Source organism: Priestia sp. 179-F W1.4 NHS (assembly GCF_045369295.1).
Lineage (GTDB): Bacteria > Bacillota > Bacilli > Bacillales > Bacillaceae_H > Priestia > Priestia zanthoxyli.
Genome location: NZ_JBIQFF010000001.1, coordinates 843,645 through 863,989 on the forward strand (window position 1 = coordinate 843,645; position 20,345 = coordinate 863,989).

Below are 20,345 nucleotides of genomic sequence, written 5' to 3' on the forward strand. Positions count from 1 at the left end.
TTAACCGTGCAGGAGGAACATATGAAAAGCTGGTCTTATAAATTGTTTTTTTTACTGCTTATTAGTTGCATGATGTTAACAGCCTGTGGTTCCAAAATAGAAAATCCGCTTAATTGGAAGATGGACTCTTTTTCTTATGTTAACCAAGATCAAAAGAAAGTAGGGCTAAGTCAGCTGAAAGGGAACGTTTGGGTAGCTAACTTTATCTTCACAAGCTGCGAAACCGTATGTCCCCCAATGACGGCTCATATGACTAAATTACAAAAAATGGCTAAGGATGAAGACCTGGACGTTCGCTTTGTTTCATTTAGCGTAGACCCTGAAGTGGACACTCCTCAGAAAATGAAGGACTATGCGACTAAATTTGGCGCTGATTTTTCGAATTGGGATTTCTTAACGGGCTATAAACAAGCGGAAATTGAAAAGTTTGCGCTGGATCAATTTAAGATGATTGTGAAAAAGCCGCAAGAAGATCCGCAGGTTATTCACGGTACGTATTTTTTTCTAATTGACAAAGATGGAGTGGTTCAAAAATCTTATCAGGGAGTGACTGATCCTCCTTATGATGATATGATAAAAGATATTAAAACCCTTCAGTAAGAGCTATAAAATCGTCAAATCTATCCGCCAAACACAGCTATCTTTACAGTGATGTGTGAGCGGATATTTTTATGAAAGAAACATGCTTATCCTTTTTTTTACATATACTATATATAAGAAACGTAGTAAAATATCAACTTGACATAGTATGATAAGATATAAAGATATAGTTATTCAGAGCGGTAAGCAGTATTGCTTGTGACAGCGAGAATACAGCATAGTTAGTAGGTGTTATGATGAGAAAATGGAAAAGTATAGTGATAAGCAGTATGAGTGCGGTGGTGTTAGCGAGCTGTTCGACGACGACTTTTTTGCCAACGGACAATAAAGAAGAAGCCGTTCAGAAAGAAGTGGATTTAACACCTAAAAAGCATATTCCGAAAGGCTTTTTCCCTGTAGATTTAGATATTGTAGCCATTGGCGACTCATTAACTGAAGGAGTAGGAGATGAGTCTAAAAAAGGCGGTTATGTACCATACTTAACTAAATACCTTTCTAAACAAAATGAAGTGCAAAATGTACGAACAGAGAATCTAGGCAAAAGAGGAAACCGGACGGATCAGCTATTAGCGAGGTTAAATCAGCCGGGAGTAGCAGCTGAAGTATCAAGAGCAGACATCGTTTTCTTGACGATTGGCGGCAATGACGTGATGAAAGTGGTAAGGGATTACTTTTACAATATCTCAATTAAGACGTTTGAATCACAGCAGTCAAAATATGAAAAACGTCTAAATGACGTGTTTTCACGCATACGTAAGCTTAATCCTAATGCCCATATTTATTTAATCGGTTTTTATAATCCATTCTTTAAATCGTTAAGTGATGTGAAAGAAATTAATGTCGTTATTAATGAATGGAATGCGGCAAGCGAGAAAATTGCTTCTCAATATGATAATGTAAGTTATGTAAAAATTGATGATATTTTTTATGATTCTGACGTAAATTTATTAGGGAAAGACGAGTTTCACCCTAATAAAAAAGGGTACAAACTAATGGCTGAGCGCATTAGTAAATCAATGGAGGAAGAAGATCCTCTCGTTGGAGACCAGAAAAAGGAAACAGCAGAAGAAGTTACATCTGATGAAAAAGAGAAAAACACGAAAGAGAGTGGGAACGAGTAAGGAGATTGTTATATGAAGAAGTGGAAAACCCTATTTATCGCGTTATTAGGGATTAATGTTCTAGGGGCTATCCTTATTATTGCGTTTATTTTTCAACCGGTTGACAAGGTCAATCCAACTCCCTCTGAAAAAGTAGAAGGAGACGCAGAACTAACTATTTTGGCTAAAAAAGCGGACTTAAATGTACTGATTGATAAATATTTAAAAAAAGAATTTAAGAATCAGCCGCTTAACTACAAAATTACTCTTACCGATGTAGTAAGAGTAGACGGAACGATTCAAGTATTCGGCGATGATATTAATATTCGAATGACATTTGATCCGATCGTACAAAAAAATGGAGATATTGTGCTTGAACAGCAGTCACTTTCTGTTGGGAAGCTGCAGCTGCCTGTCCGCACAGTGCTTCGATACGTAAATAATAATTTTGCGCTACCAGAATGGGTAACAATCGATCCAAAGAATGAATCAGTATACGTAGCGTTACAGCAGATGAAGTTAGAGAGTGATTTTGCTGTAAAAGTACAAAAGTTTGATTTAAAAAATGATGATATTCGCGTACGTTTAATTTCGCGCAGTGAATAAAAAAAACCTTCCAATTTGGAAGGTTTTTTTTTGTTAACGGTCTTGGGAAATCAGCGCTTCTAATGCAGGACGGTTTTTAGCAAATCCGACGGCATATACCGTATATGTTCGATTCGGGCGAAGGTTCAGTGCCGGGATTTCGAGTACTACATTTTTGGTTCCTGCTATGCGCACACTAAGTTGAACATGCATGGGGGATAAAGGCAAATATTTTGTGACTTCTTTAAACTGTACGCCAGAAAAAATGACGTCTCCGCCTCTAGCCGCAATATCCACAGCAGGAGCATCAGGAGAAAGGTGCACAAACCGAAGCTTCGTTTCTCCACTTGGTACATCCGTATTGTCATAGATAAATAATAAATCAAGCTTGTTTAGCTCATCTACCGCCGCTACCGTGTAATTTTGGTTTCCTTCAAATGTAAATGATTCCGTTAAAACAGGTCTTCCCGTTTCTCCAGCGGGATAAATAGAAATTGTGTATCTTCCAGGTTCTTGTAATTCAATATAATCTGTTTCTTGTTTATAAGTTAAGTTGCGAATCACTCGTTTGTTGTTAATATAAATATCTACAGATGGAGAATCTGGAGAAGCGTGAAGTATACGAATTTGCGGCGGATTTACGCGTAAATTCGTATTTTCAGAAGAAGTTAAGATGGCCTGCTGGATATAGTACAAATGCTTTTGATAATAATGAATATGCTTAGATGGATCACTATACTTATAGTAGTTAGCTAGAAAATCGTATTTCATTGCTTTTTTAATATATTGATCAAAGGAATAATTAGCCATATGTTCAGCTCCCTTATTGTCGGAGTATAAAAACATTTCCATACGTAACCAAACATATGCTAAAACTCATAATTTATGCCGATCACTGATCACTCCCGAGACCTCCAAGAAGAAACAATGAGCCAAACGCCCTCTATGTGCATATACTGAATCAAATTATTGACTGAAGGCTTATTGTACGACCGAATTTAGTATAGAAAAAAGGAGTGAGAGCATGCGTGATTTTTATGCTCGGATGCTACGGTTAATCATGTTAAGTTTTTTACTGCTGCTACTTTTAATTCAATTTACAGAGCGCTCTACTTCATTTAATCACATTACCCCCGCGCTAAATAAAATAACCGAGCGAATTGAGCTGATTACCTATGATCAATAAATGTATGTTTTCTGCGTTTCGATATGTACTTGTTCTTTATGCAATTTGCTTTACATTTTTATTTGTTAGCACAGTTCCAAGCCTATTTGGTTTCACTGTAACCGTTCAAGAAACGGATTATCACCACCTGCATCGCGGAGATATAGTTGTCTTTAGAGACGAATCATCTTCTTCAAAGAATGAACTTGTACTGGCCCATAATCAAGACCCTGATGTACTGGTTACAGCTCAAAGAAATTCTTTGCCTGCTTCTTTTAAAGTGATTGGAAGCTACGCATACCATCTCCCGTATATAGGGGTCATTATTGAGTTTATGAAAGATTTTACTACGCTACTGGTGATGGGCAGTATTTTACTTTTGTTGTTTTCGTATACGCTGCAGCCCAAAAGGCGAATATGGCGTAAGAGAAAGTAAAAAATGGGCGAATGCACATACAGGACAATCAACTAACGCATATAAAGTACAGTGTACGAAATGAAAAAAACAAGAGGAGAGATTGCTATGTATAACTACGATTGTTACGACCCATGCCATCACGGAGGCTATCACCACCTATATGATACTTGCCACTATCCAATTGGCGGTTATCATCATTGCGGAACGGGCCAGTCATTTGCATTAATTGTTGTGCTATTTATTTTATTAATCATCATTGGCTGCACTTGTTTTTGCTGATTAGGTCTCATTTGCTCGCATGTGCGAGCTTTTTATAAAAGATGGAAAAGGACAAACTTACATATAAATTGTTTAAATAATAAAAAAATTTTGCCAAATCAACATTTACCATATTATACTATAGCTAGTAACTCAATAAGCGAAGGTGAATATATGGAAAAGGAAAAAGTATTTCAACAGCTATTTTCAATGTCATTTACACCAATGCTCGTAATGAATATGGATGGCGATATTCAAATTTTAAATGAAGCTTGCTGCCACCTTTTTAAAACGACGGAGGAACGGCTTCTTTCCTGTAATGTATTTGAAGAGCCAAATCGCTTTTTTATTGAAAAGCATGAAGTGGAACCGTTAAGAAAGCAAGAGGAAGAAGTTGTTTTACTTAAGAAAAAAGTAGATCAGCAGTTTCCGATGCATATCCATATTCAGCGCACGGAAGAAGATATTCCGCTCTTAGTTGTTCAGTGGAAAGAGTTTTCCTCAAGTATTGAAAAGCAAGAGGAAGTCATTCGGAAAATGAAGCAATATAAGCAGTTTGTCCAGCAAAGTCAAGATGCATTTATTGTAACGAGAGAAGGCAGAATTCAATATTTGAATCCCGCTGGTGTTAAACTTCTTGGCGGCGAGAAAAAAGAAGAGTATATCGGGCGTCCTTGGCTTCACTTTATTCACCCCGAACATTTAGAAATTGTAAAAGAAAGAATGGTTCAGCTGATGAATGGAATGTCCGTGAGGCCACGTGTTGATGTGAAACTATTGACTAAAAAAGGGGTCGTCATTATTGAATCTTCGGCAACCAAAATTAAGTTTGAAGGACAGGATGCCATTCAGTATATTATTCGCGACGTAACGGATCGAAAAAAATATGATGAAATGGCAAGCAAATCTGAAAAGCTTACAATGGTGAGCAAGCTAGCGGCAGGAGTAGCACATGAAATCCGTAATCCAATGACGGCGATTAAAGGGTTTATTCAGCTGCTAAAAGCATCGAAACAGTATAATGAAGAATACAATGATATTATGCTTGAAGAATTGAATCGCGTCGAATCCATTATTCAAGAATTTTTAACGCTGGCCAAGCCTAAAATTGAAAATTCATACCATCCGAAAAGTCTCAATCAAATCATACGTCACGTGACATTACTATTAGATACACACGCCAATTATAAAAATTGTCGTATTATTAATGAGATTAGTGATGAGATTACAATCTTTTGTGAAGAAAATGCGCTTAAACAAGTTTTTATTAATTTAATTCAAAATGCGCTTGAGTCAATGAGCAAAGGTACAGTTAAAGTTACCGTTGAGAAAAGAAATGAATACGGCATGGTCATTATCGAGGATGAAGGATGTGGAATTGATGAGCAATCTTTAGCTCGGCTAGGTGAACCATTTTATTCCACCAAACAAACAGGAACTGGGCTAGGATTAATGATTAGCTACCGAATAATCGAACAGCATCAAGGGCATATTTCATTTGCGAGTAAAGTAGGAGTAGGAACAAAAGTAGAAATTGCTCTTCCGTATATTAAAGAACCAGTGAACATTTCGTAGCGCTTGCTATTCGTTCGCTGGTTTTTATTTGGTTGAAATAAAAACGAATGTTTTTTTATTTTTTTATTTTAATGTTCGTGTATATTGTTGACTAAAGGGTTTGTTTTTGATATATTATCAAATGGCTAGAAAATAACCGAATGATAATAAAAAAGAAAATTCGGTCAATAACTTTTATCTTTTACCCAAAGAAAAAAGATGATGGGAGAATGTACAATGAACTCAAATTATGATGTTATTGTGGTAGGGGCAGGACCCGCTGGAATTTTTACTTGCTATGAGCTAACGTTAAAATTACCGGAAGCAACTATTTTATTAATCGATAAAGGACACGATATCTATCGACGTAATTGTCCGATTCTTCAGAAAAAAATTGAAAAATGTCCGCCTGCAGTTGGCAGAAAAGAGTTTGCTGGCTGTTTGCCTGCTTGTTCTATCACAAATGGTTTCGGTGGAGCCGGCGCATATTCAGATGGGAAGTTTAATATCACCAGTGAATTTGGAGGCTGGATGACGGATTATCTGTCTGAATCACAGGTGGTAGATTTAATTAAATACGTGGATGAAATTAATTTAAAACACGGAGCAACCGATACGATTACGGATCCGTTAACTGATAAAGTTCGTGAAATTGAAAAACGCGGATACGCAGCAGGATTAAAGCTATTGCGTGCCCAAGTGCGTCATTTAGGAACAGAGCAAAATTTAGAAATTTTAAAAAGCATTTATGAATACTTAAAAGAAAAAATTGATATGCAGTATAAAACGGAAGTAGCTGATTTAATAACAGACAAAGAAGATGGTCAGCATATCGTGCGCGGTATTGAATTGAAGAATGGTGATAGAATTACGGCTGATAAAGTCGTGGTTTCACCAGGTCGAGACGGCTCGAAGTGGATGAGCGACTTACTAAAAAAACGCCGTTTGAAAATGATTAACAATCAAGTAGACATCGGTGTTCGAGTAGAAACATCTAACGTTGTTATGGAAGAAATCAACAAGCACTTGTACGAAGGGAAATTTATTTACAATACGTCTGTAGGTACAAGAGTCAGAACGTTCTGCAGCAATCCTTCAGGGCATGTGGTAGTAGAGAATCATTCAGGGATTATGTTAGCAAATGGACACGCATACAAAGATCCGAAGCTTGGAAGTCAAAATACGAACTTTGCGCTGCTTGTTTCTCATAAATTTTCGGATCCATTTGATCAGCCGAACGAATATGCGCACGAAGTATCAAGATTAGCTAATATGCTGTCAAACGGAGGCTTAGTTGTTCAAAAGTATGGAGATATTTTAAAGGGGCGCCGTTCAACAGCGAATCGAATTAAAGAAGGCTTTTTAGAACCAACGTTAAAAGAAGCTGTCCCTGGTGATTTGGGTTTAGTGCTTCCATACAATACAATGAAAAGCTTAATTGAAATGACAGAAGCACTGGATCATGTAACGCCTGGGTTAGCATCCGAACATACGCTGTTTTACGGTGTGGAAGCGAAATTTTACTCCGCCCGCCCGAAGTTAAACGATAAGTTTGAAACTGAAATTTCCGGTTTATACGTGGGAGGAGACGGAGCTGGTATTACGCGAGGACTCGCGCAGGCAAGTGCGTGTGGTGTGTGGGTAGCTCGTGACATTGTTGAAAAATTAAAGAATCGTAAAGCAAGTTCTGAACCTGTTACTGTATAAAAAAGGGGCCGTCACGGCCTCTTTTTTTATGGGTTAAATAACGAGAGGGAATAAGTAAAAAGTAAAGAACTTGTACCGTTCCAACTCCGATAGTTTTATATGATAATTACCCGCTCCTTTTTTAAAAGATAGTAGGAAATCTATACTTCTATCTTGAGCAGAATTAAGTAGAATAAGGGGAATTGATAATGTCGATTTCTTCGCATCAATAAAGTCAGTGAAATTTTAGGGAGTGTATATCAAGCAGTACAGGGATAAAATCAACAGTTGGAAAGAGTTATTTTTTTGATAAGTAAAATATTTATGGAAGCAGTAAAGTACATAGATATCGGAATAATTATACATATTTATGAATGATATTAATGAGAAGAAAGTTCACTTTATAAACTATTTTTTGAATTGATTTTTTATTCATTAGATTGTAAGTCTTGTTAAATAGGTGTTTTTGGTTTATTGAAATATGATGTAAATATTTTAAAATACAACAATTCTCAACTTTTTACGATAAAATCATGCATTATTTTTGAATAAAAACTTGATAGAAACATATAAAATGAATTTTAATTAAAGTAACAATTATTATCATGCAAAAATATTAAAGAAAATTATTTGCTTAATCTCTTTTGTTTTATAAGAGAACGGAGGACCCATATTTGTGCGTAATGTACTTGGGGTGAATCTTGAATGAATCAAGTAGGATAACTCACATACCCGAATCCGACAGCTAACTCCGTAAGCATTCAGTGAGGGAATAACAGGTCTATGAAACCATGATATTCTCATGGTTTTTTGTATAGCTAAAAATATTCCTAAACTATTAATCTGAAAATTTTTAATATATTGTATATTTTGAGTGTTATCGCCCTCAATGCATGGTAAAATAAGTATGGTAGTTAGAATCATTCTAATATAATTTATTTACGGGAGGTAAATCTATGAAGCTATCGACAAAGATTATTATCGCGCTAATTGCTGGTGCTATTGTAGGAGTGTTAATCAATGCTTTTGCTCCAAGTGCTTTTGCTCCGCTGGACAAGTACTTGTTTACACCGCTTGGCCAAATTTTCTTAAGCTTAATTAAAATGCTTGTTGTACCAATTGTGTTTTTCTCTATCACGTTAGGTGTAGCAGGTTTAGGAGATCCTAAAAAATTAGGAAGAATCGGGGCAAAAACAGTTTCCTACTTCCTAGTGACAACAACCGTTGCAATTATTATCGGTTTAATTTTAGCGTATGCAATTAAACCGGGTACATTTGGATCTTTTGATACACAAAACGCTTCTTTTGAAGCTGAAAAAGCACCACCGGTTGGAGAGACATTCTTAAATATGATTCCAGTCAATCCAATTCAAGCGATGGCTGAAGGGAATATGCTTCAACTTATTGTTTTCTCTATCTTTATCGGTTTTGGTATCACGATGCTTGGAAGTAAAACAAAAGGACTTTACAATTTACTTGAGCAAGGAAATGAATTGATGATGTACCTTGTGAATCTAGTGATGAAGTTTGCTCCGTACGGAACATTTGGGCTTCTTGCAACCGCGGTTGGAAGTCAAGGCTGGCAGGCAATTAAAGCGATGGGGCTATACATGATTGTAGTCGTGCTCGCGCTGTTCATCCATTCAATCGTAACATATGGGGGATCAGTCGCTCTTATGGCCAAACGTAACCCTATTGAATTTTTTAAGGGTTTTGCTCCTGCGATGACAGTTGGATTCAGTACATCAAGCAGTAATGCAACGCTTCCGATTTCAATGAATGTGGCGCAAAAAAATCTTCGTGTCCCCGAGTCTATCAGCAGTTTTGTTCAGCCATTAGGTGCAACTATTAACATGGATGGAACGGCAATTATGCAAGGTGTAGCGACTATTTTTATTGCGCAAGTATACGGGGTTGACCTGTCGCTGGGTGCTCTTGTGACGGTTGTATTGACAGCGGTGCTTGCTAGTATTGGTACAGCAGGTGTGCCTGGAGTTGGTCTCATTATGCTAGCAATGGTATTGAGTTCGGTTGGTCTGCCTGTAGCAGGTATCGGATTGATTATTGGAATTGATCGCTTGCTTGACATGCTTCGTACATCTGTAAATATTACGGGAGACGCTGCGTGTGCCGTTATTGTGGCTGAGTCAGAAGCAAAGCGTATCGATAAATCTGTAACGCAATCAGCTTAATATGTGTAAAAGCTCTAGCTATATGCTAGGGCTTTTTTTATTGGCAAGAAACTCTTCTTTTCAGCATACAGTTTAATAAGAGTGTGTGTTTGAAAGGAGAGTGCGGAAATGAATAAAACCCATGTGATAAAGCCGCTGCTCGACGACGACTACCCAGTTATTTCATATGGAAAAGGAATTTATTTGTACGACCAAGATGGAAAAAAGTACATAGATGCTTCGTCAGGGGCAGTTACAGCAAGTATCGGACACGGCGTAAAAGAAATTATTGATGCGATGACGGATCAGGCACAGAAAGTTGCGTTTGTATATCGGTCGCAGTTTACAAGCGATCCGACGGAAGCCTTAGCTAAGAAACTATGTGAATTAAGCAGCAATCATTTCCAGTGGAGCTTTTTTGTTAACAGCGGGACAGAAGCGACTGAAACGGCTATGAAAACAGCCATTCAGCATTTTCAAGAGCAAGGAAAGCCAACCAAAACAAAGGTTTTGTCACGCTGGATGAGCTATCACGGTATTACAATAGGAGCGCTGTCTATGTCAGGGCACGTTGGAAGACGAAAACGTTTCTCGTCTTTGCTTGAAGATTATCCTTCGGTTTCACCTCCTTATTGCTATCGATGTCCGTTTCATCAAACCTATCCATCCTGTAATCTTGCTTGTGCACACGAATTGGAAACAGTTATCAAACGAACCGGCCCTGAACATATTGCTGCTTTTATTACAGAGCCCATTGTAGGAGCTGCTGGAGCAGCTCTCACACCTCCAACCGGTTATTATGAAGTGATAAGAGAAATTTGTGATAAATATGATGTGTTATGGATAGCCGATGAAGTCATGACTGGAGTTGGGCGTACAGGCGTGATGTTTGCATATGAGCACTGGGGAGCTAAACCAGACATCATGACGCTTGGAAAAGGAGTGGGAGCAGGATATACACCGATAGCCGTTACGTTAGCTAGCAGCAAAACGATTGAACCTATCATGAACGGATCCAAATTAATTATGAGCGGCCATACGCTAAGCGCTAATCCGCTGTCAGCCGCTGTAGGGCTAGCTGTCTTAGCCTATATTGAAAAGAACGATCTTGTTCAAGAAGTAGTGCTGAAAGGAGACTATTTAGTAAAAAAATTGAAGGAGCTTCAACTTCTTTACCCTATCATTGGTGATATTCGTGGCAAAGGCTTACTAGTTGGTCTTGAGCTTGTACAAAATCCAAAAACGAAGGAGCCTTTTTCATCCTCCGAAAATATGACGGCGCGCGTAATAAGTAAAGCCCATAAAAATGGTCTTCTCCTTTATCCTTCACAAGCAGGAACAGATGGAGTAGAAGGAGACGGTATTATTATTGCGCCGCCATTTACGATTACTCATCGCCAACTTGATGAAGCGGTCGTGTTGCTTTCGAAAACATTGTATGAAGTACAAAATGAAGAATAGGGAGATGAGGTGAAATAAGTGACAAAGGTCGAAAACTCATTTCAAAAGATTACAACTGTGGAACAAGCAATTGAATACGTGGATCATGCTGCTACGCTGATGATAGGAGGGTTTGGAGGCGTAGGCAGTCCGCCTTCTCTCATTGACGGCCTTATTGAAAGCGAAAAATCAAATTTCACACTGATATGCAATGATTCAGGCTTTCCTCATATTGGTGCGGGAAAATTAGTAAGTCAAGGAAGAATTCAAAAACTGATCGCTTCTCACATTGGATCGAATCCCGTGGCTGGAACGCTGATGACAGAAGAAAAGCTGAAAGTTGAGTTTTCTCCTCAAGGAACGCTTGCTGAACGGATTCGAGCGGGGGGAGTTGGACTTGGAGGAGTACTGATTGATGTAGGAATAGAAAATGACATTATTCAATTTGGAAAAGAAAAAGTGGAAGTAGACGGCAAGACATTTTTAGTTGAAAAACCGCTCACAGCCGACGTGGCTTTTGTATATGCAAAAAAAGCAGATCCATTCGGCAACTTGCTCTATGATAAAAGCGCTCGAAACACTAATCCATTAATGGCTATGGCAGGTCGTATAACTATTGCTGAAGTGGAGGAAATCGTTCCTCTTGGCGACATTGACCCAGAGAATGTGATGACGTCAGGCGTATTTGTGGATTATATTGTGCCTTCAAAAGGAGTGAATTGGAAATGGGTTTGGGAATAGATATTCGTCATCGTATTGCAAGACGTGCTGCGGCTGAAATCAAAAACGGCATGATTGTTAACTTAGGGATTGGCATTCCTTCTCTTATTCCTAATTATGTACCAAGCGCTGTTCATGTGATGTTTCATGCTGAAAACGGAATTTTAGGGTTAGGATCTTCGCCTCCTTTAGGTGAAGAAGATGAGAATGTCTGCAATGCAGCAGGCTATCCAACAACTACTGTTCAAGGGGCTTCATACTGTGATAGTGCTACAGCCTTCGCGATGATTCGAAAAGGATACGTCGATATGACCATTCTTGGTGCGTTAGAAGTGAGTGAAAAAGGGGATTTAGCTAATTGGATTGTGCCAGGTAAGCGAGTTCCTGGGATGGGAGGAGCGATGGAATTAGCTCAAAAAGCGAAAAAAGTCATTGTGCTAATGAATCATACGAGCAAGACAGGAGAACCAAAACTGGTCAAGACATGCTCTTTACCTCTTACTGCTTCGGGCTGCGTGGGATTAGTTATTACGGATCGGGCGGTTTTTAAAGTAGAAAAAGATGCGCTTCTTCTAACCGAGTTAATGTCTCCTTATACCGTAGAGGATATTTTGAGTTCAACAGAAGCGACAGTTCGCCTGAGTGATCAATTGATTACGATACGATAAGGAGGACCATTACATGAACATACAGCAATCTATTCATAACTGGATGACAGAACATCGTCAAAGTGCAGTGCGTTTACTCAAGCGTTTCGTAGAAGAAGCAAGCGTACAGGGTTCTGAAAAGCATGCGCAGGCAATTGTCATTGAACGCCTTCGACAGCTGCAGTTAGATATTGATATATGGGAACCAGACGAAAAAACACTTCGTATCCATGAAGCTTTTGCTTCCAACCGTTCTAGTTTCCGAGATAGCCCGAATGTGGTAGGCGTGTTAAAAGGAAAAGGTGGGGGAAAATCCATCATTTTAAACGGACATATTGATGTTGTGCCTCCCGGCGATCTTTCACAGTGGAAGGAAGACCCTTATACGGCCGTTGTAAAAGATGGAAACTTATTTGGGCGCGGTGCAACGGATATGAAAGGAGGGAATGTGTCGTTACTTTTAGCGATTCAAGCATTAAAAGAGCTAGGTATTTCATTAAAAGGAGATGTTATTTTTCAAAGCGTAGTAGAAGAGGAAAGCGGAGGGGCAGGAACACTTTCCTGCGTGCTTAGAGGGTATAAAGCAGATGGTGCCATTATTCCAGAACCAACCAACATGAAGATCTTTCCTAAACAGCAAGGCTCGATGTGGTTTCGCGTGACCGTACATGGAGTAGCAGCACATGGAGGGACTCGGTATGAAGGCGTGAGTGCCATTGAAAAAGCAGCTGTTGTGCTTAAACATATTGAGGGTCTTGAAAAAGAGAGAAACAGCCGAATTACAGACCCACTCTATAATAAAATTCCCATTCCCGTGCCCATTAATATCGGAAATATACAAGGAGGGACGTGGCCTTCTTCAGTTGCTGATCAAGTAGTATTAGAAGGCAGGATAGGAGTTGCTCCGCATGAAAAAATGAAAAATGTCAGAGCGGAAATGAAATCGTGGCTTGAACTTTTGCCTCAGTGTGATGAGTGGTTTGCTGAGCATCCTGTCGACTTGGAATGGTTTGGGGCCCACTGGCTTCCTGGTGAAATTGAATTAGAGCATCCGCTTATGACCTCTCTTTCGTCCTCTTTTTATCAAGTGAAACAGAAACAGCCGATCATTGAAGCATCTCCTTGGGGAACGGACGGAGGGATATTGTCACAAGTTGGAGATATTCCAACAGTTGTGTTTGGACCAGGAGTAACAGAAGTAGCCCACTTTCCGAATGAGTATATTTGTATTCAAACAATGCTTGATGCAGCAGAAATTATTGCGCTCACCGTAGCAGACTGGTGCAGTATTGCGGACTAAGCTAAAAAGGGAGAGGATACAAACAAATGGCGAAACAAGAAACTATTTGTCAACCAACCTTTGCTATGACTCTTTTTTTAGATGAATGTAACAAGCGTCTGAGAATGGATGATTACCGGGGAAATGTGAACGATATTTGCAGCTATATATATAAAGAAATTGATAAGGCAACGTACGAAAAGTGGATTATAAAAGCACGTGCCGAACATCTGTTGGACTGGATGAGCTTGGGATTTTCTTTAGAAGCAACTGTTCCCTACTATTTTAACGGAAGCGACGCGTATCTTTTATGCTACTATACGTCTCAATCCCGCCGAGACAGCGGGGAGACGTTAAAAGAAACAGAGCTGCTTCAAGATGTTTTGAATTTGCCGACATCTGATTATTCTCCTTTATCGAATCAACTGATCATGCGCCGAGCCATTTCATCTGACGCTAAACAACTTTCTCAGCTCTACCGTCAAATCTTCACAGTGTATCCGACTCCCCTCTATGAAGAAGAGTATCTCTCTAGTTTGCTTCAAGAAGATAGTTTGTTTTATATCATCGTTGACAAGAACGATATCGTTAGCGCTGCTTCTGCTGAAATTGACTATGTCTATCACAATGCTGAACTAACGGATTGTGCGACTCTCCCTGCTTACCGAAAGTATGGATTCATGAAGCATTTATTAAGCGCACTAGAGGCGGAGCTAAAACAGAGGCATATTTTTTGTGCATACACAATAGCGAGAGCGCTTTCATTTGGGGTGAATGCCGCTTTTCATCAGCTTGGGTATACCTATATGGGACGGTTAACGAATAATTGTTACATTTATAAATCGTTAGAAGATATGAATGTATGGGTGAAGGATCTATCAAAAAGTAAAGGATGAGAAATAATTAACCAATTTATGGGCTGTAACATATAACAATAGTAAATCTTCATAAAGGAGCGATTGTATGTTATATGATTTATATAAGCCGTCCCGACATTGGAAAGATATCGAATTATGGAAAGATGTGCCCGAGGAAAAGTGGAACGATTGGATTTGGCAATTAACAAACACAATTCGAACGCTAGATGATTTAAAAAAAGTCATTAATTTAACTCCTGAAGAAGAAGAAGGAGTGCGCATTTCAACCAAAACCATTCCGCTTAATATTACGCCTTACTATGCATCTTTAATGAATCCAGATGATCCTCGCTGCCCCGTCCGTATGCAGTCTGTTCCGGTTGGCCAAGAACTTCATAAAACAAAATACGATCTAGAAGATCCGCTAGATGAAGACGAAGATTCTCCGGTGCCAGGATTGACTCATCGCTATCCGGATCGCGTTTTGTTCTTAGTTACCAATCAATGCTCCATGTACTGCAGATACTGCACTCGAAGAAGGTTTTCAGGACAAATTGGAATGGGCGTTCCAAAAAAGCAGTTAGATGCTGCGATTGCTTATATCGCCAAAACACCTGAAGTACGAGATGTACTCATTTCAGGCGGTGATGGCTTGCTGATTAATGACAACATTTTAGAATATATTTTGAAAAATTTAAGAGCTATTCCCCACGTGGAAATTATTCGAATTGGCACCAGAGCACCCGTTGTGTTTCCGCAGCGAATAACGGAAAATTTATGTGCCATTTTAAGAAAATATCATCCAGTGTGGTTAAATACTCACTTTAATACATCTATTGAAATTACGGAAGAGACAAAAAAAGCATGTGAAATGCTTGTCGATGCAGGCGTTCCAGTTGGCAATCAAGCGGTTATTTTAGCTGGGATTAATGACAGCGTAGCTATCATGAAAAAGCTTATGCACGATTTAGTAAAAATACGCGTTCGTCCTTACTATATTTATCAATGTGATTTATCAGAAGGAATTGGGCATTTCCGAGCACCTGTTTCCAAAGGGCTTGAAATTATGGAAGGGCTGCGAGGTCATACGTCTGGCTACGCTGTTCCAACGTTTGTTATTGATGCGCCAGGAGGTGGAGGAAAGATTGCCGTTCAACCAAACTATATTATTAGTCAAAGCGCAAGTAAAGTTGTTCTGCGAAACTTTGAAGGCGTGATTACGACGTATCCGGAGCCAGAAAGCTATGTGCCTGGGCGTGCAGATGATTATTTTCGAGTTGTTTATCCAGAATCGGATGCTAAAGATTCTTCCATCGGCATCTCGGGTCTTATGAATGATGCTCAATTCAACCTTGTACCGGAAGGGTTAGGGAGAGTAAAAAGACGTAAAACATATGAAAGTGACAGTGCTCACGAAAGCCTAAAAGACAAACGTGAAAAAAGAGATGAATTAAAAGATAAAAAGTTTAAAGCTCAATTGAAAAAAGACGGTAAAAGCGACGATGCTCCATCATCTTAAGGAGGTCCTGTAATATGACTGTTCAATGCGCATGGTGCGAAGAAGAAAAAGCGGTAGAAACAACCAATACCGCATACTGGGAATTGCCAGATGGAACGAGAAGTATCGAAATTACTCATATGCCATGTATCAGCTGTTCAGGTTGCGGGATGTCATATCAAGAAGAAGAGATCATAGAAGAAGTGGAAACACAGCTGCTTCTTGTCGATACAAAAAAACTTGATGAATCCATTCGGTATGATGAGCTATTAAAAGTGCCAAGATTATTAAAGCGCAACTACTTTAAATTCTAAAAATCCGCCCCTTATTTTGTAAGGGGCGGATTTTCTTATTGATAAGCCTTTGTTCCAGCAGTACGTAGGCTGTATGCGTGCTTTAAAGCTACTGTAACAGGACGAACAGTTGGAAGTTCGACTTCGTCTATTTTCGAAACGGGCAAAAGACCAACAGACGTGCTCGTAATAAAAACTTCATCAGCGTCTTTTAAAAAGGAAGGAGTCATATTTTGTTCTCGGATTTGAATGGCTTGTTCCTGCGCACATTCCAGTACGTTAGCGCGCGTAATACCGGATAGAATTTTTCTTGTGGCAGGAGTCGTGAACAAGACGTTGTCTTTTATCGCAAATACATTGCTGCTCGACCCTTCGGTTATGTATCCGTCTTTTACTAAAATAGCTTCTTTGCACCCTTTAGAAGCCGCAGCTTGTTTGGCCAGAAGGTTAGGAAGTAGGTTCAATGATTTGATATAGCAATTAGCCCATCGTTCGTCTTCCAATAGAAGAGTGGAGATGCCTTTTTCATAGGCTTCTTCAGGTGTTTGGCGAGGATGGCGTATTGTGAGTGCTAATTGTGCAGGTACATCAGGAAATAAATGATTTCGAGGAGCAATCCCGCGCGTAACTTGAATATAAATATCAGCGTCTTTTAACGTTGATTTTTCCATTCCTTGACGAATGATGTCCTTTAGTTCCTGTCTTGAAACCGGCAGTTCAATAAAGATTGCCTTTGCACTTCTTTCTAAGCGGTCTAAGTGACGTTCAATCGAAAACGGAACTCCTTTGTATACACGAATAAATTCATAAACACCGTCTCCAAACTGGTGACCGCGTTCATCAATTGGAATAACAGCCTCGTTAATATCTCTAAACTCTCCAGCATAATATGCTAATTCCATCTTGAAAAACTCCCTTCCTTTAGATATTAAAACGTTAACATAAAATTCAGCAAAATGAAATTATTTACTTGGTTTCTCTAAAGAAAATGAAAAAAGTCATACTCCTTTAGGAGTATGACTTTTATGAAAACGTACGTTTGAATGCTAATGAAAATTTCTGAATGGCTTTTTTAGGTGTAACAAACTGAACGATGAGCTTGGTACCGGTGATGAACCAATCGACAATACGGCTGCCAAGAAGCATCGTTACTAAAATGGACAGTGCGATTAAGACGATAATACCCCATGATGTTGGCTCTAAACTTTTTGAGAAGTCAGTTGTAAAGAACCATTTTAAAATGAAGCCGTGCAATAAATACACGTATAGTGATCGCTGTCCAATGCTTGTTAAAGCAAAACCGCGCGTTGGAATTAAAGCCATAAAGGCAAAAGATACAAGAAAAGCAATTCCATAGTGAGAAACGCGCATTAAAAATTCGGCCACATTGTCGTACGTGTTCGTTCCATACAGCATATCTGTGTAAGCCGTGTCGTCTAAGAAAGAATAGCTTCCAATTAATGTAACTAGTAATACGATGGATGCAATGATTCGATTTCGCGCTGTCAAAAGATTTGTAAAAGGCTCTTGTCGCTGTGACAAATAGTAGCCTAAAAGGAAAAACGGGAAGAAGACAAACATTCTGCTAATGCTTAGAATTTTATCAAATCCGTCAATATCAATGAAGCCCATTGCAAGTCCAAGCGAAATAGAGACAGTTAAGCTAATCCACATTGGGAATTTTGCAAAGAAAGGAAGCATTAATTTCCAAAAAATTAAGCTCAGTAGAAACCACATTGCCCATCTAGGAACCAAATATTGAAGCGTGTACGTTTCATCTGTATAAAGCACACTATAATAAAGAGTATAGATCGTTTGGAAAGCTAAGTAAGGAAGAGCCACCTTTGTAAATATTTTTTTGTAATATCCTTTTTTATGGAAATTTTTCGAGAAATAACCTGCTAGTAAAATAAAGACAGGCATATGGAAAATAAAGATAAAGTGATAAATGGACAGCATTCCGCTGCTATCTGTTCGGTACGGAGAAATCATGTGCCCAAATACAACTAAAAAAATTAATACGAATTTAGCATTATCAAAGTAAGCATTTCGAGTATTCATAGTATTATTTTTCCTCAACATATGCTGATGTAAACCTCCCACCAACAAGATTTATTTAAATGGCGATTATTGTTAGAATAACCTTTCACTACGGAATTAAAACATGAATTCTTCTTTTTTGCAATTACATAAAGGCTTGAGAAACCTGTCGAATCAACGCTTTTGTTATAAAAACGATGTGTTTTTGTTACAAATGTCTTTTTGAAAAAAGAAAAATATTGATATAACAATATTTATTCGTTACGCTAATAGTGAAATTTGTTTTGCAACTGTAACATGAATTTAATATTTTTGGTCCAGTAAAACACTTATATTGCAGTGTTCGACATCTACATATCACAGAAGAAAGTTGTAGATTTCTTGAAAAAATGATAGAAAAGATACACATACCGCTGGAGGGGGGAGTACGATGAAATCCTTTTATCACTATATAATGAAATTCCGATCAAATAAAAAACATGATCGAATGGGAGAGTTTGCGCGAAGTGCTTATGATGATCACAGCTTCCCGAAATCTTCAACAGACTATGACGAACTGAGTTCTTATTTAGAGCTCAACGGACATTATTTATCAAGTATGACCGTATTTGATGAAGCATGGGAGCTTTATCAAAATAATGCGTGAGAAAATAAAAAGAGGCTAGAACAACAGTATTTTAGTTGAAGGAAGATCCGAACGATTCATCGTTCGGATCTTTTTATTTTCCTTAGCCTGTACAATAAGCAGAAAAAAATGATAGAGGGCAATAGATAATAAAGGCTTGGTTCTAAAGATGTTATACTTCCCCTTTTTTAGTTACTGCATATAATATTGTAACTTTTCAGTAGGTGTATGTTTACTAAGGAGGTGCGACGATGGCAGGGAAGAAAAAACCTAAATACGGAATTGGTGAAACAGTCGTTGTAACAATATACGGGACCGTTGGCACTATTACCGATATAAAAGTGATGGATGGGATTTTTGTATACGAAATCAACCATAGTGAAGGTCTTTTTTTAGAAGATACAATTGAACTTCTAGAAGAATATGAAGGTCAAATATTAGTACAGGAAAGAGTAGAGCTTGAATATAAATTTTTCTTCGGCGATATCGTCCAGGTTTTTAATTATGGAAAAGAGTTATTTAAAATCATTGGTATTCGAACAGAAATATGGCGTTATAAAGAGGATTCATGGGAAGATATTGTCTATGAATTGTCACGTGTAACAGATGGAGAATGGCTTGAGGCTAGTGAAGAAGAACTCATTCTCGTAACTCCTCATGAGGAAACAGAAAATTACGCTCAAAGTGTTGATATGTTGTATTTAGGTAAAGAAATTAAAAAGACGGAGTTGCTACCAAAGATGAAAAAACAAAACGGTTCTGAAAAAGAAGAAGTGAGGTTAACTAAAGAAAAGCATGAGATTATAAACGGTCTTTTAGATGTGTACAATGATTATAAATTTTTGTATGAGCTTTTTGAAGATGAAGAATACGCTGAAGTCATGAACTTAGTGCTGAAACATTTAAAAAAGATAGCAAAATCCGAACAAGGAAAATAGCAGGTAGATGCCTAATAAATAAAAGATAGCCGAGATAGATCATCACATCTCTCTTAGCTATCTTTTATTGTGTATACGGCGATGGTAATGAAAAAAGAATGGGTATAATTACCTTTCTATTTAAACTGCTGAAATTTTAGACATACTATTGCCAAATTGTTCATAAATGTGTATAAGGTAAAACTTCAAGCAGAAGATGGAGTGAACCTATTTTTAAGAAAAATAAGGTACGCTAATCCGTTCAAACGGGATAAGGAGTGATATTGTGAAAGAAATCGAAGTGGTCATTGATACGGAAGAAATTGCGGAGTTCTTTTACAATGAACTAGTCAAGCGAGGCTATGTTCCCGCTGAAGAAGAGCTAGGCGAATTAGCGGATATAACTTTTGATTATCTCATTGATAAATGTATTATTGATGAGCAAGATGAAGAATAAAAAGATAGATACATCTGTAACGACGGGGAAACTCG

General features: G+C 38.3%; 22 protein-coding genes and 1 riboswitch. Of the genes, 19 read left to right on the forward strand and 3 right to left on the reverse strand.

Annotated elements, in window-relative coordinates; all coding sequences use genetic code 11:
• Positions 1-21 precede the first annotated feature (21 nt).
• From ACH0CI_RS04275 to ACH0CI_RS04285, 3 genes are all read left to right on the forward strand, one after another.
• Positions 22-600 (forward strand): SCO family protein, encoded by a 579-nt coding sequence (locus tag ACH0CI_RS04275; RefSeq protein WP_406900908.1) that lies wholly within the window; start codon positions 22-24, stop codon positions 598-600.
• A gap of 236 nt (positions 601-836) precedes the next feature.
• Complete coding sequence (locus tag ACH0CI_RS04280) at positions 837-1,721, forward strand: SGNH/GDSL hydrolase family protein (RefSeq protein WP_014458541.1); 885 nt, start codon at positions 837-839, stop codon at positions 1,719-1,721.
• A 12-nt stretch (positions 1,722-1,733) separates the two neighbouring features.
• Positions 1,734-2,306 (forward strand): YpmS family protein, encoded by a 573-nt coding sequence (locus tag ACH0CI_RS04285; protein ID WP_028415126.1) that lies wholly within the window; start codon positions 1,734-1,736, stop codon positions 2,304-2,306.
• Between the two features lie 33 nt (positions 2,307-2,339).
• Here ACH0CI_RS04285 and ACH0CI_RS04290 read toward each other — a convergent pair whose 3' ends face one another.
• On the reverse strand, positions 2,340-3,095 hold the full coding sequence (locus ACH0CI_RS04290) for a DUF4397 domain-containing protein (RefSeq protein WP_014458542.1): 756 nt from the start codon (positions 3,093-3,095) through the stop codon (positions 2,340-2,342).
• Between the two features lie 214 nt (positions 3,096-3,309).
• On the opposite strand from ACH0CI_RS04290, the gene ACH0CI_RS04295 reads away from it, so the two are divergent.
• From ACH0CI_RS04295 to ACH0CI_RS04355, 13 genes are all read left to right on the forward strand, one after another.
• Positions 3,310-3,471, forward strand: coding sequence for a hypothetical protein (locus tag ACH0CI_RS04295; protein ID WP_335708210.1), 162 nt, complete (start codon positions 3,310-3,312; stop codon positions 3,469-3,471).
• Positions 3,461-3,886 carry a hypothetical protein gene (locus tag ACH0CI_RS04300; RefSeq protein ID WP_230624675.1) on the forward strand — a complete coding sequence of 142 codons (426 nt, stop codon included), beginning with the start codon at positions 3,461-3,463 and terminating at the stop codon, positions 3,884-3,886. The genes ACH0CI_RS04295 and ACH0CI_RS04300 overlap by 11 nt, the downstream gene beginning before the upstream one ends.
• An 87-nt stretch (positions 3,887-3,973) precedes the next feature.
• Positions 3,974-4,147 (forward strand): YjcZ family sporulation protein, encoded by a 174-nt coding sequence (locus ACH0CI_RS04305; protein ID WP_080518349.1) that lies wholly within the window; start codon positions 3,974-3,976, stop codon positions 4,145-4,147.
• 153 nt (positions 4,148-4,300) lie between these two features.
• Positions 4,301-5,701: an ATP-binding protein gene (locus ACH0CI_RS04310; RefSeq protein WP_028415123.1), complete on the forward strand. Its 1,401-nt coding sequence runs from the start codon at positions 4,301-4,303 to the stop codon at positions 5,699-5,701.
• 216 nt (positions 5,702-5,917) lie between these two features.
• Positions 5,918-7,387 carry an NAD(P)/FAD-dependent oxidoreductase gene (locus tag ACH0CI_RS04315; RefSeq protein WP_335708208.1) on the forward strand — a complete coding sequence of 490 codons (1,470 nt, stop codon included), beginning with the start codon at positions 5,918-5,920 and terminating at the stop codon, positions 7,385-7,387.
• 600 nt (positions 7,388-7,987) lie between these two features.
• Positions 7,988-8,142: riboswitch (cyclic di-AMP (ydaO/yuaA leader) on the forward strand.
• A 180-nt stretch (positions 8,143-8,322) separates the two neighbouring features.
• Positions 8,323-9,558 carry a dicarboxylate/amino acid:cation symporter gene (locus ACH0CI_RS04320; protein ID WP_406900910.1) on the forward strand — a complete coding sequence of 412 codons (1,236 nt, stop codon included), beginning with the start codon at positions 8,323-8,325 and terminating at the stop codon, positions 9,556-9,558.
• A gap of 108 nt (positions 9,559-9,666) precedes the next feature.
• The gene (locus ACH0CI_RS04325) at positions 9,667-10,998 is read left to right on the forward strand and encodes an aspartate aminotransferase family protein (RefSeq protein WP_406900911.1); all 1,332 of its coding nucleotides are present in this window, start codon (positions 9,667-9,669) and stop codon (positions 10,996-10,998) included.
• 18 nt (positions 10,999-11,016) lie between these two features.
• Complete coding sequence (locus ACH0CI_RS04330; protein ID WP_028415119.1) at positions 11,017-11,718, forward strand: CoA transferase subunit A; 702 nt, start codon at positions 11,017-11,019, stop codon at positions 11,716-11,718.
• Positions 11,703-12,365, forward strand: a complete 663-nt coding sequence (locus ACH0CI_RS04335; protein ID WP_028415118.1) for a 3-oxoacid CoA-transferase subunit B — start codon at positions 11,703-11,705, stop codon at positions 12,363-12,365. Before ACH0CI_RS04330 ends, ACH0CI_RS04335 begins: the two co-directional genes overlap by 16 nt.
• Positions 12,366-12,378: 13 nt before the next feature.
• Positions 12,379-13,644 (forward strand): peptidase, encoded by a 1,266-nt coding sequence (locus ACH0CI_RS04340; RefSeq protein ID WP_406900912.1) that lies wholly within the window; start codon positions 12,379-12,381, stop codon positions 13,642-13,644.
• Between the two features lie 26 nt (positions 13,645-13,670).
• Positions 13,671-14,519, forward strand: coding sequence for a putative beta-lysine N-acetyltransferase (gene ablB, locus ACH0CI_RS04345; protein ID WP_406900913.1), 849 nt, complete (start codon positions 13,671-13,673; stop codon positions 14,517-14,519).
• Positions 14,520-14,586: 67 nt separating this feature from the next.
• Complete coding sequence (gene kamA, locus ACH0CI_RS04350) at positions 14,587-15,999, forward strand: lysine 2,3-aminomutase (RefSeq protein ID WP_406900914.1); 1,413 nt, start codon at positions 14,587-14,589, stop codon at positions 15,997-15,999.
• A 14-nt stretch (positions 16,000-16,013) separates the two neighbouring features.
• Complete coding sequence (locus tag ACH0CI_RS04355) at positions 16,014-16,292, forward strand: YokU family protein (protein WP_013058725.1); 279 nt, start codon at positions 16,014-16,016, stop codon at positions 16,290-16,292.
• 35 nt (positions 16,293-16,327) lie between these two features.
• Here ACH0CI_RS04355 and dat read toward each other — a convergent pair whose 3' ends face one another.
• Together dat and ACH0CI_RS04365 are read right to left on the reverse strand one after the other, a co-directional pair.
• Entirely contained in the window at positions 16,328-17,173 is an 846-nt protein-coding gene (dat, locus tag ACH0CI_RS04360) for a D-amino-acid transaminase (protein ID WP_028415114.1), read from the reverse strand.
• A 121-nt stretch (positions 17,174-17,294) separates the two neighbouring features.
• Positions 17,295-18,332, reverse strand: coding sequence for an acyltransferase family protein (locus tag ACH0CI_RS04365; RefSeq protein WP_013058723.1), 1,038 nt, complete (start codon positions 18,330-18,332; stop codon positions 17,295-17,297).
• A gap of 409 nt (positions 18,333-18,741) precedes the next feature.
• On the opposite strand from ACH0CI_RS04365, the gene ACH0CI_RS04370 reads away from it, so the two are divergent.
• The 3 genes from ACH0CI_RS04370 (at position 18,742) to ACH0CI_RS04380 (ending at position 20,310) form a co-directional block, all read left to right on the forward strand.
• Positions 18,742-18,957: a YozE family protein gene (locus ACH0CI_RS04370; RefSeq protein WP_013058722.1), complete on the forward strand. Its 216-nt coding sequence runs from the start codon at positions 18,742-18,744 to the stop codon at positions 18,955-18,957.
• A 230-nt stretch (positions 18,958-19,187) separates the two neighbouring features.
• Positions 19,188-19,874, forward strand: a complete 687-nt coding sequence (locus ACH0CI_RS04375) for a hypothetical protein (protein WP_013058721.1) — start codon at positions 19,188-19,190, stop codon at positions 19,872-19,874.
• 265 nt (positions 19,875-20,139) lie between these two features.
• Entirely contained in the window at positions 20,140-20,310 is a 171-nt protein-coding gene (locus ACH0CI_RS04380; protein WP_013058720.1) for a YozD family protein, read from the forward strand.
• Positions 20,311-20,345 lie beyond the last annotated feature (35 nt).

Excerpts from the sequence above, each read along its gene's own strand:
- ACH0CI_RS04295 (WP_335708210.1), top strand. The coding sequence starts at position 3,310 with ATGCGTGATTTTTATGCTCGGATGCTACGGTTAATCATGTTAAGTTTT.
- ACH0CI_RS04300 (WP_230624675.1), top strand. The coding sequence starts at position 3,461 with ATGATCAATAAATGTATGTTTTCTGCGTTTCGATATGTACTTGTTCTT.
- kamA (WP_406900914.1), top strand. The coding sequence starts at position 14,587 with ATGTTATATGATTTATATAAGCCGTCCCGACATTGGAAAGATATCGAA.
- dat (WP_028415114.1), bottom strand. The coding sequence starts at position 17,173 with ATGGAATTAGCATATTATGCTGGAGAGTTTAGAGATATTAACGAGGCT.
- ACH0CI_RS04335 (WP_028415118.1), top strand. The coding sequence starts at position 11,703 with ATGGGTTTGGGAATAGATATTCGTCATCGTATTGCAAGACGTGCTGCG.
- ACH0CI_RS04365 (WP_013058723.1), bottom strand. The coding sequence starts at position 18,332 with ATGAATACTCGAAATGCTTACTTTGATAATGCTAAATTCGTATTAATT.
- ACH0CI_RS04275 (WP_406900908.1), top strand. The coding sequence starts at position 22 with ATGAAAAGCTGGTCTTATAAATTGTTTTTTTTACTGCTTATTAGTTGC.
- ACH0CI_RS04305 (WP_080518349.1), top strand. The coding sequence starts at position 3,974 with ATGTATAACTACGATTGTTACGACCCATGCCATCACGGAGGCTATCAC.
- ACH0CI_RS04280 (WP_014458541.1), top strand. The coding sequence starts at position 837 with ATGAGAAAATGGAAAAGTATAGTGATAAGCAGTATGAGTGCGGTGGTG.
- ACH0CI_RS04310 (WP_028415123.1), top strand. The coding sequence starts at position 4,301 with ATGGAAAAGGAAAAAGTATTTCAACAGCTATTTTCAATGTCATTTACA.
- ACH0CI_RS04290 (WP_014458542.1), bottom strand. The coding sequence starts at position 3,095 with ATGGCTAATTATTCCTTTGATCAATATATTAAAAAAGCAATGAAATAC.
- ACH0CI_RS04340 (WP_406900912.1), top strand. The coding sequence starts at position 12,379 with ATGAACATACAGCAATCTATTCATAACTGGATGACAGAACATCGTCAA.
- ACH0CI_RS04355 (WP_013058725.1), top strand. The coding sequence starts at position 16,014 with ATGACTGTTCAATGCGCATGGTGCGAAGAAGAAAAAGCGGTAGAAACA.
- ACH0CI_RS04320 (WP_406900910.1), top strand. The coding sequence starts at position 8,323 with ATGAAGCTATCGACAAAGATTATTATCGCGCTAATTGCTGGTGCTATT.
- ablB (WP_406900913.1), top strand. The coding sequence starts at position 13,671 with ATGGCGAAACAAGAAACTATTTGTCAACCAACCTTTGCTATGACTCTT.
- ACH0CI_RS04370 (WP_013058722.1), top strand. The coding sequence starts at position 18,742 with ATGAAATCCTTTTATCACTATATAATGAAATTCCGATCAAATAAAAAA.
- ACH0CI_RS04315 (WP_335708208.1), top strand. The coding sequence starts at position 5,918 with ATGAACTCAAATTATGATGTTATTGTGGTAGGGGCAGGACCCGCTGGA.
- ACH0CI_RS04375 (WP_013058721.1), top strand. The coding sequence starts at position 19,188 with ATGGCAGGGAAGAAAAAACCTAAATACGGAATTGGTGAAACAGTCGTT.
- ACH0CI_RS04285 (WP_028415126.1), top strand. The coding sequence starts at position 1,734 with ATGAAGAAGTGGAAAACCCTATTTATCGCGTTATTAGGGATTAATGTT.
- ACH0CI_RS04325 (WP_406900911.1), top strand. The coding sequence starts at position 9,667 with ATGAATAAAACCCATGTGATAAAGCCGCTGCTCGACGACGACTACCCA.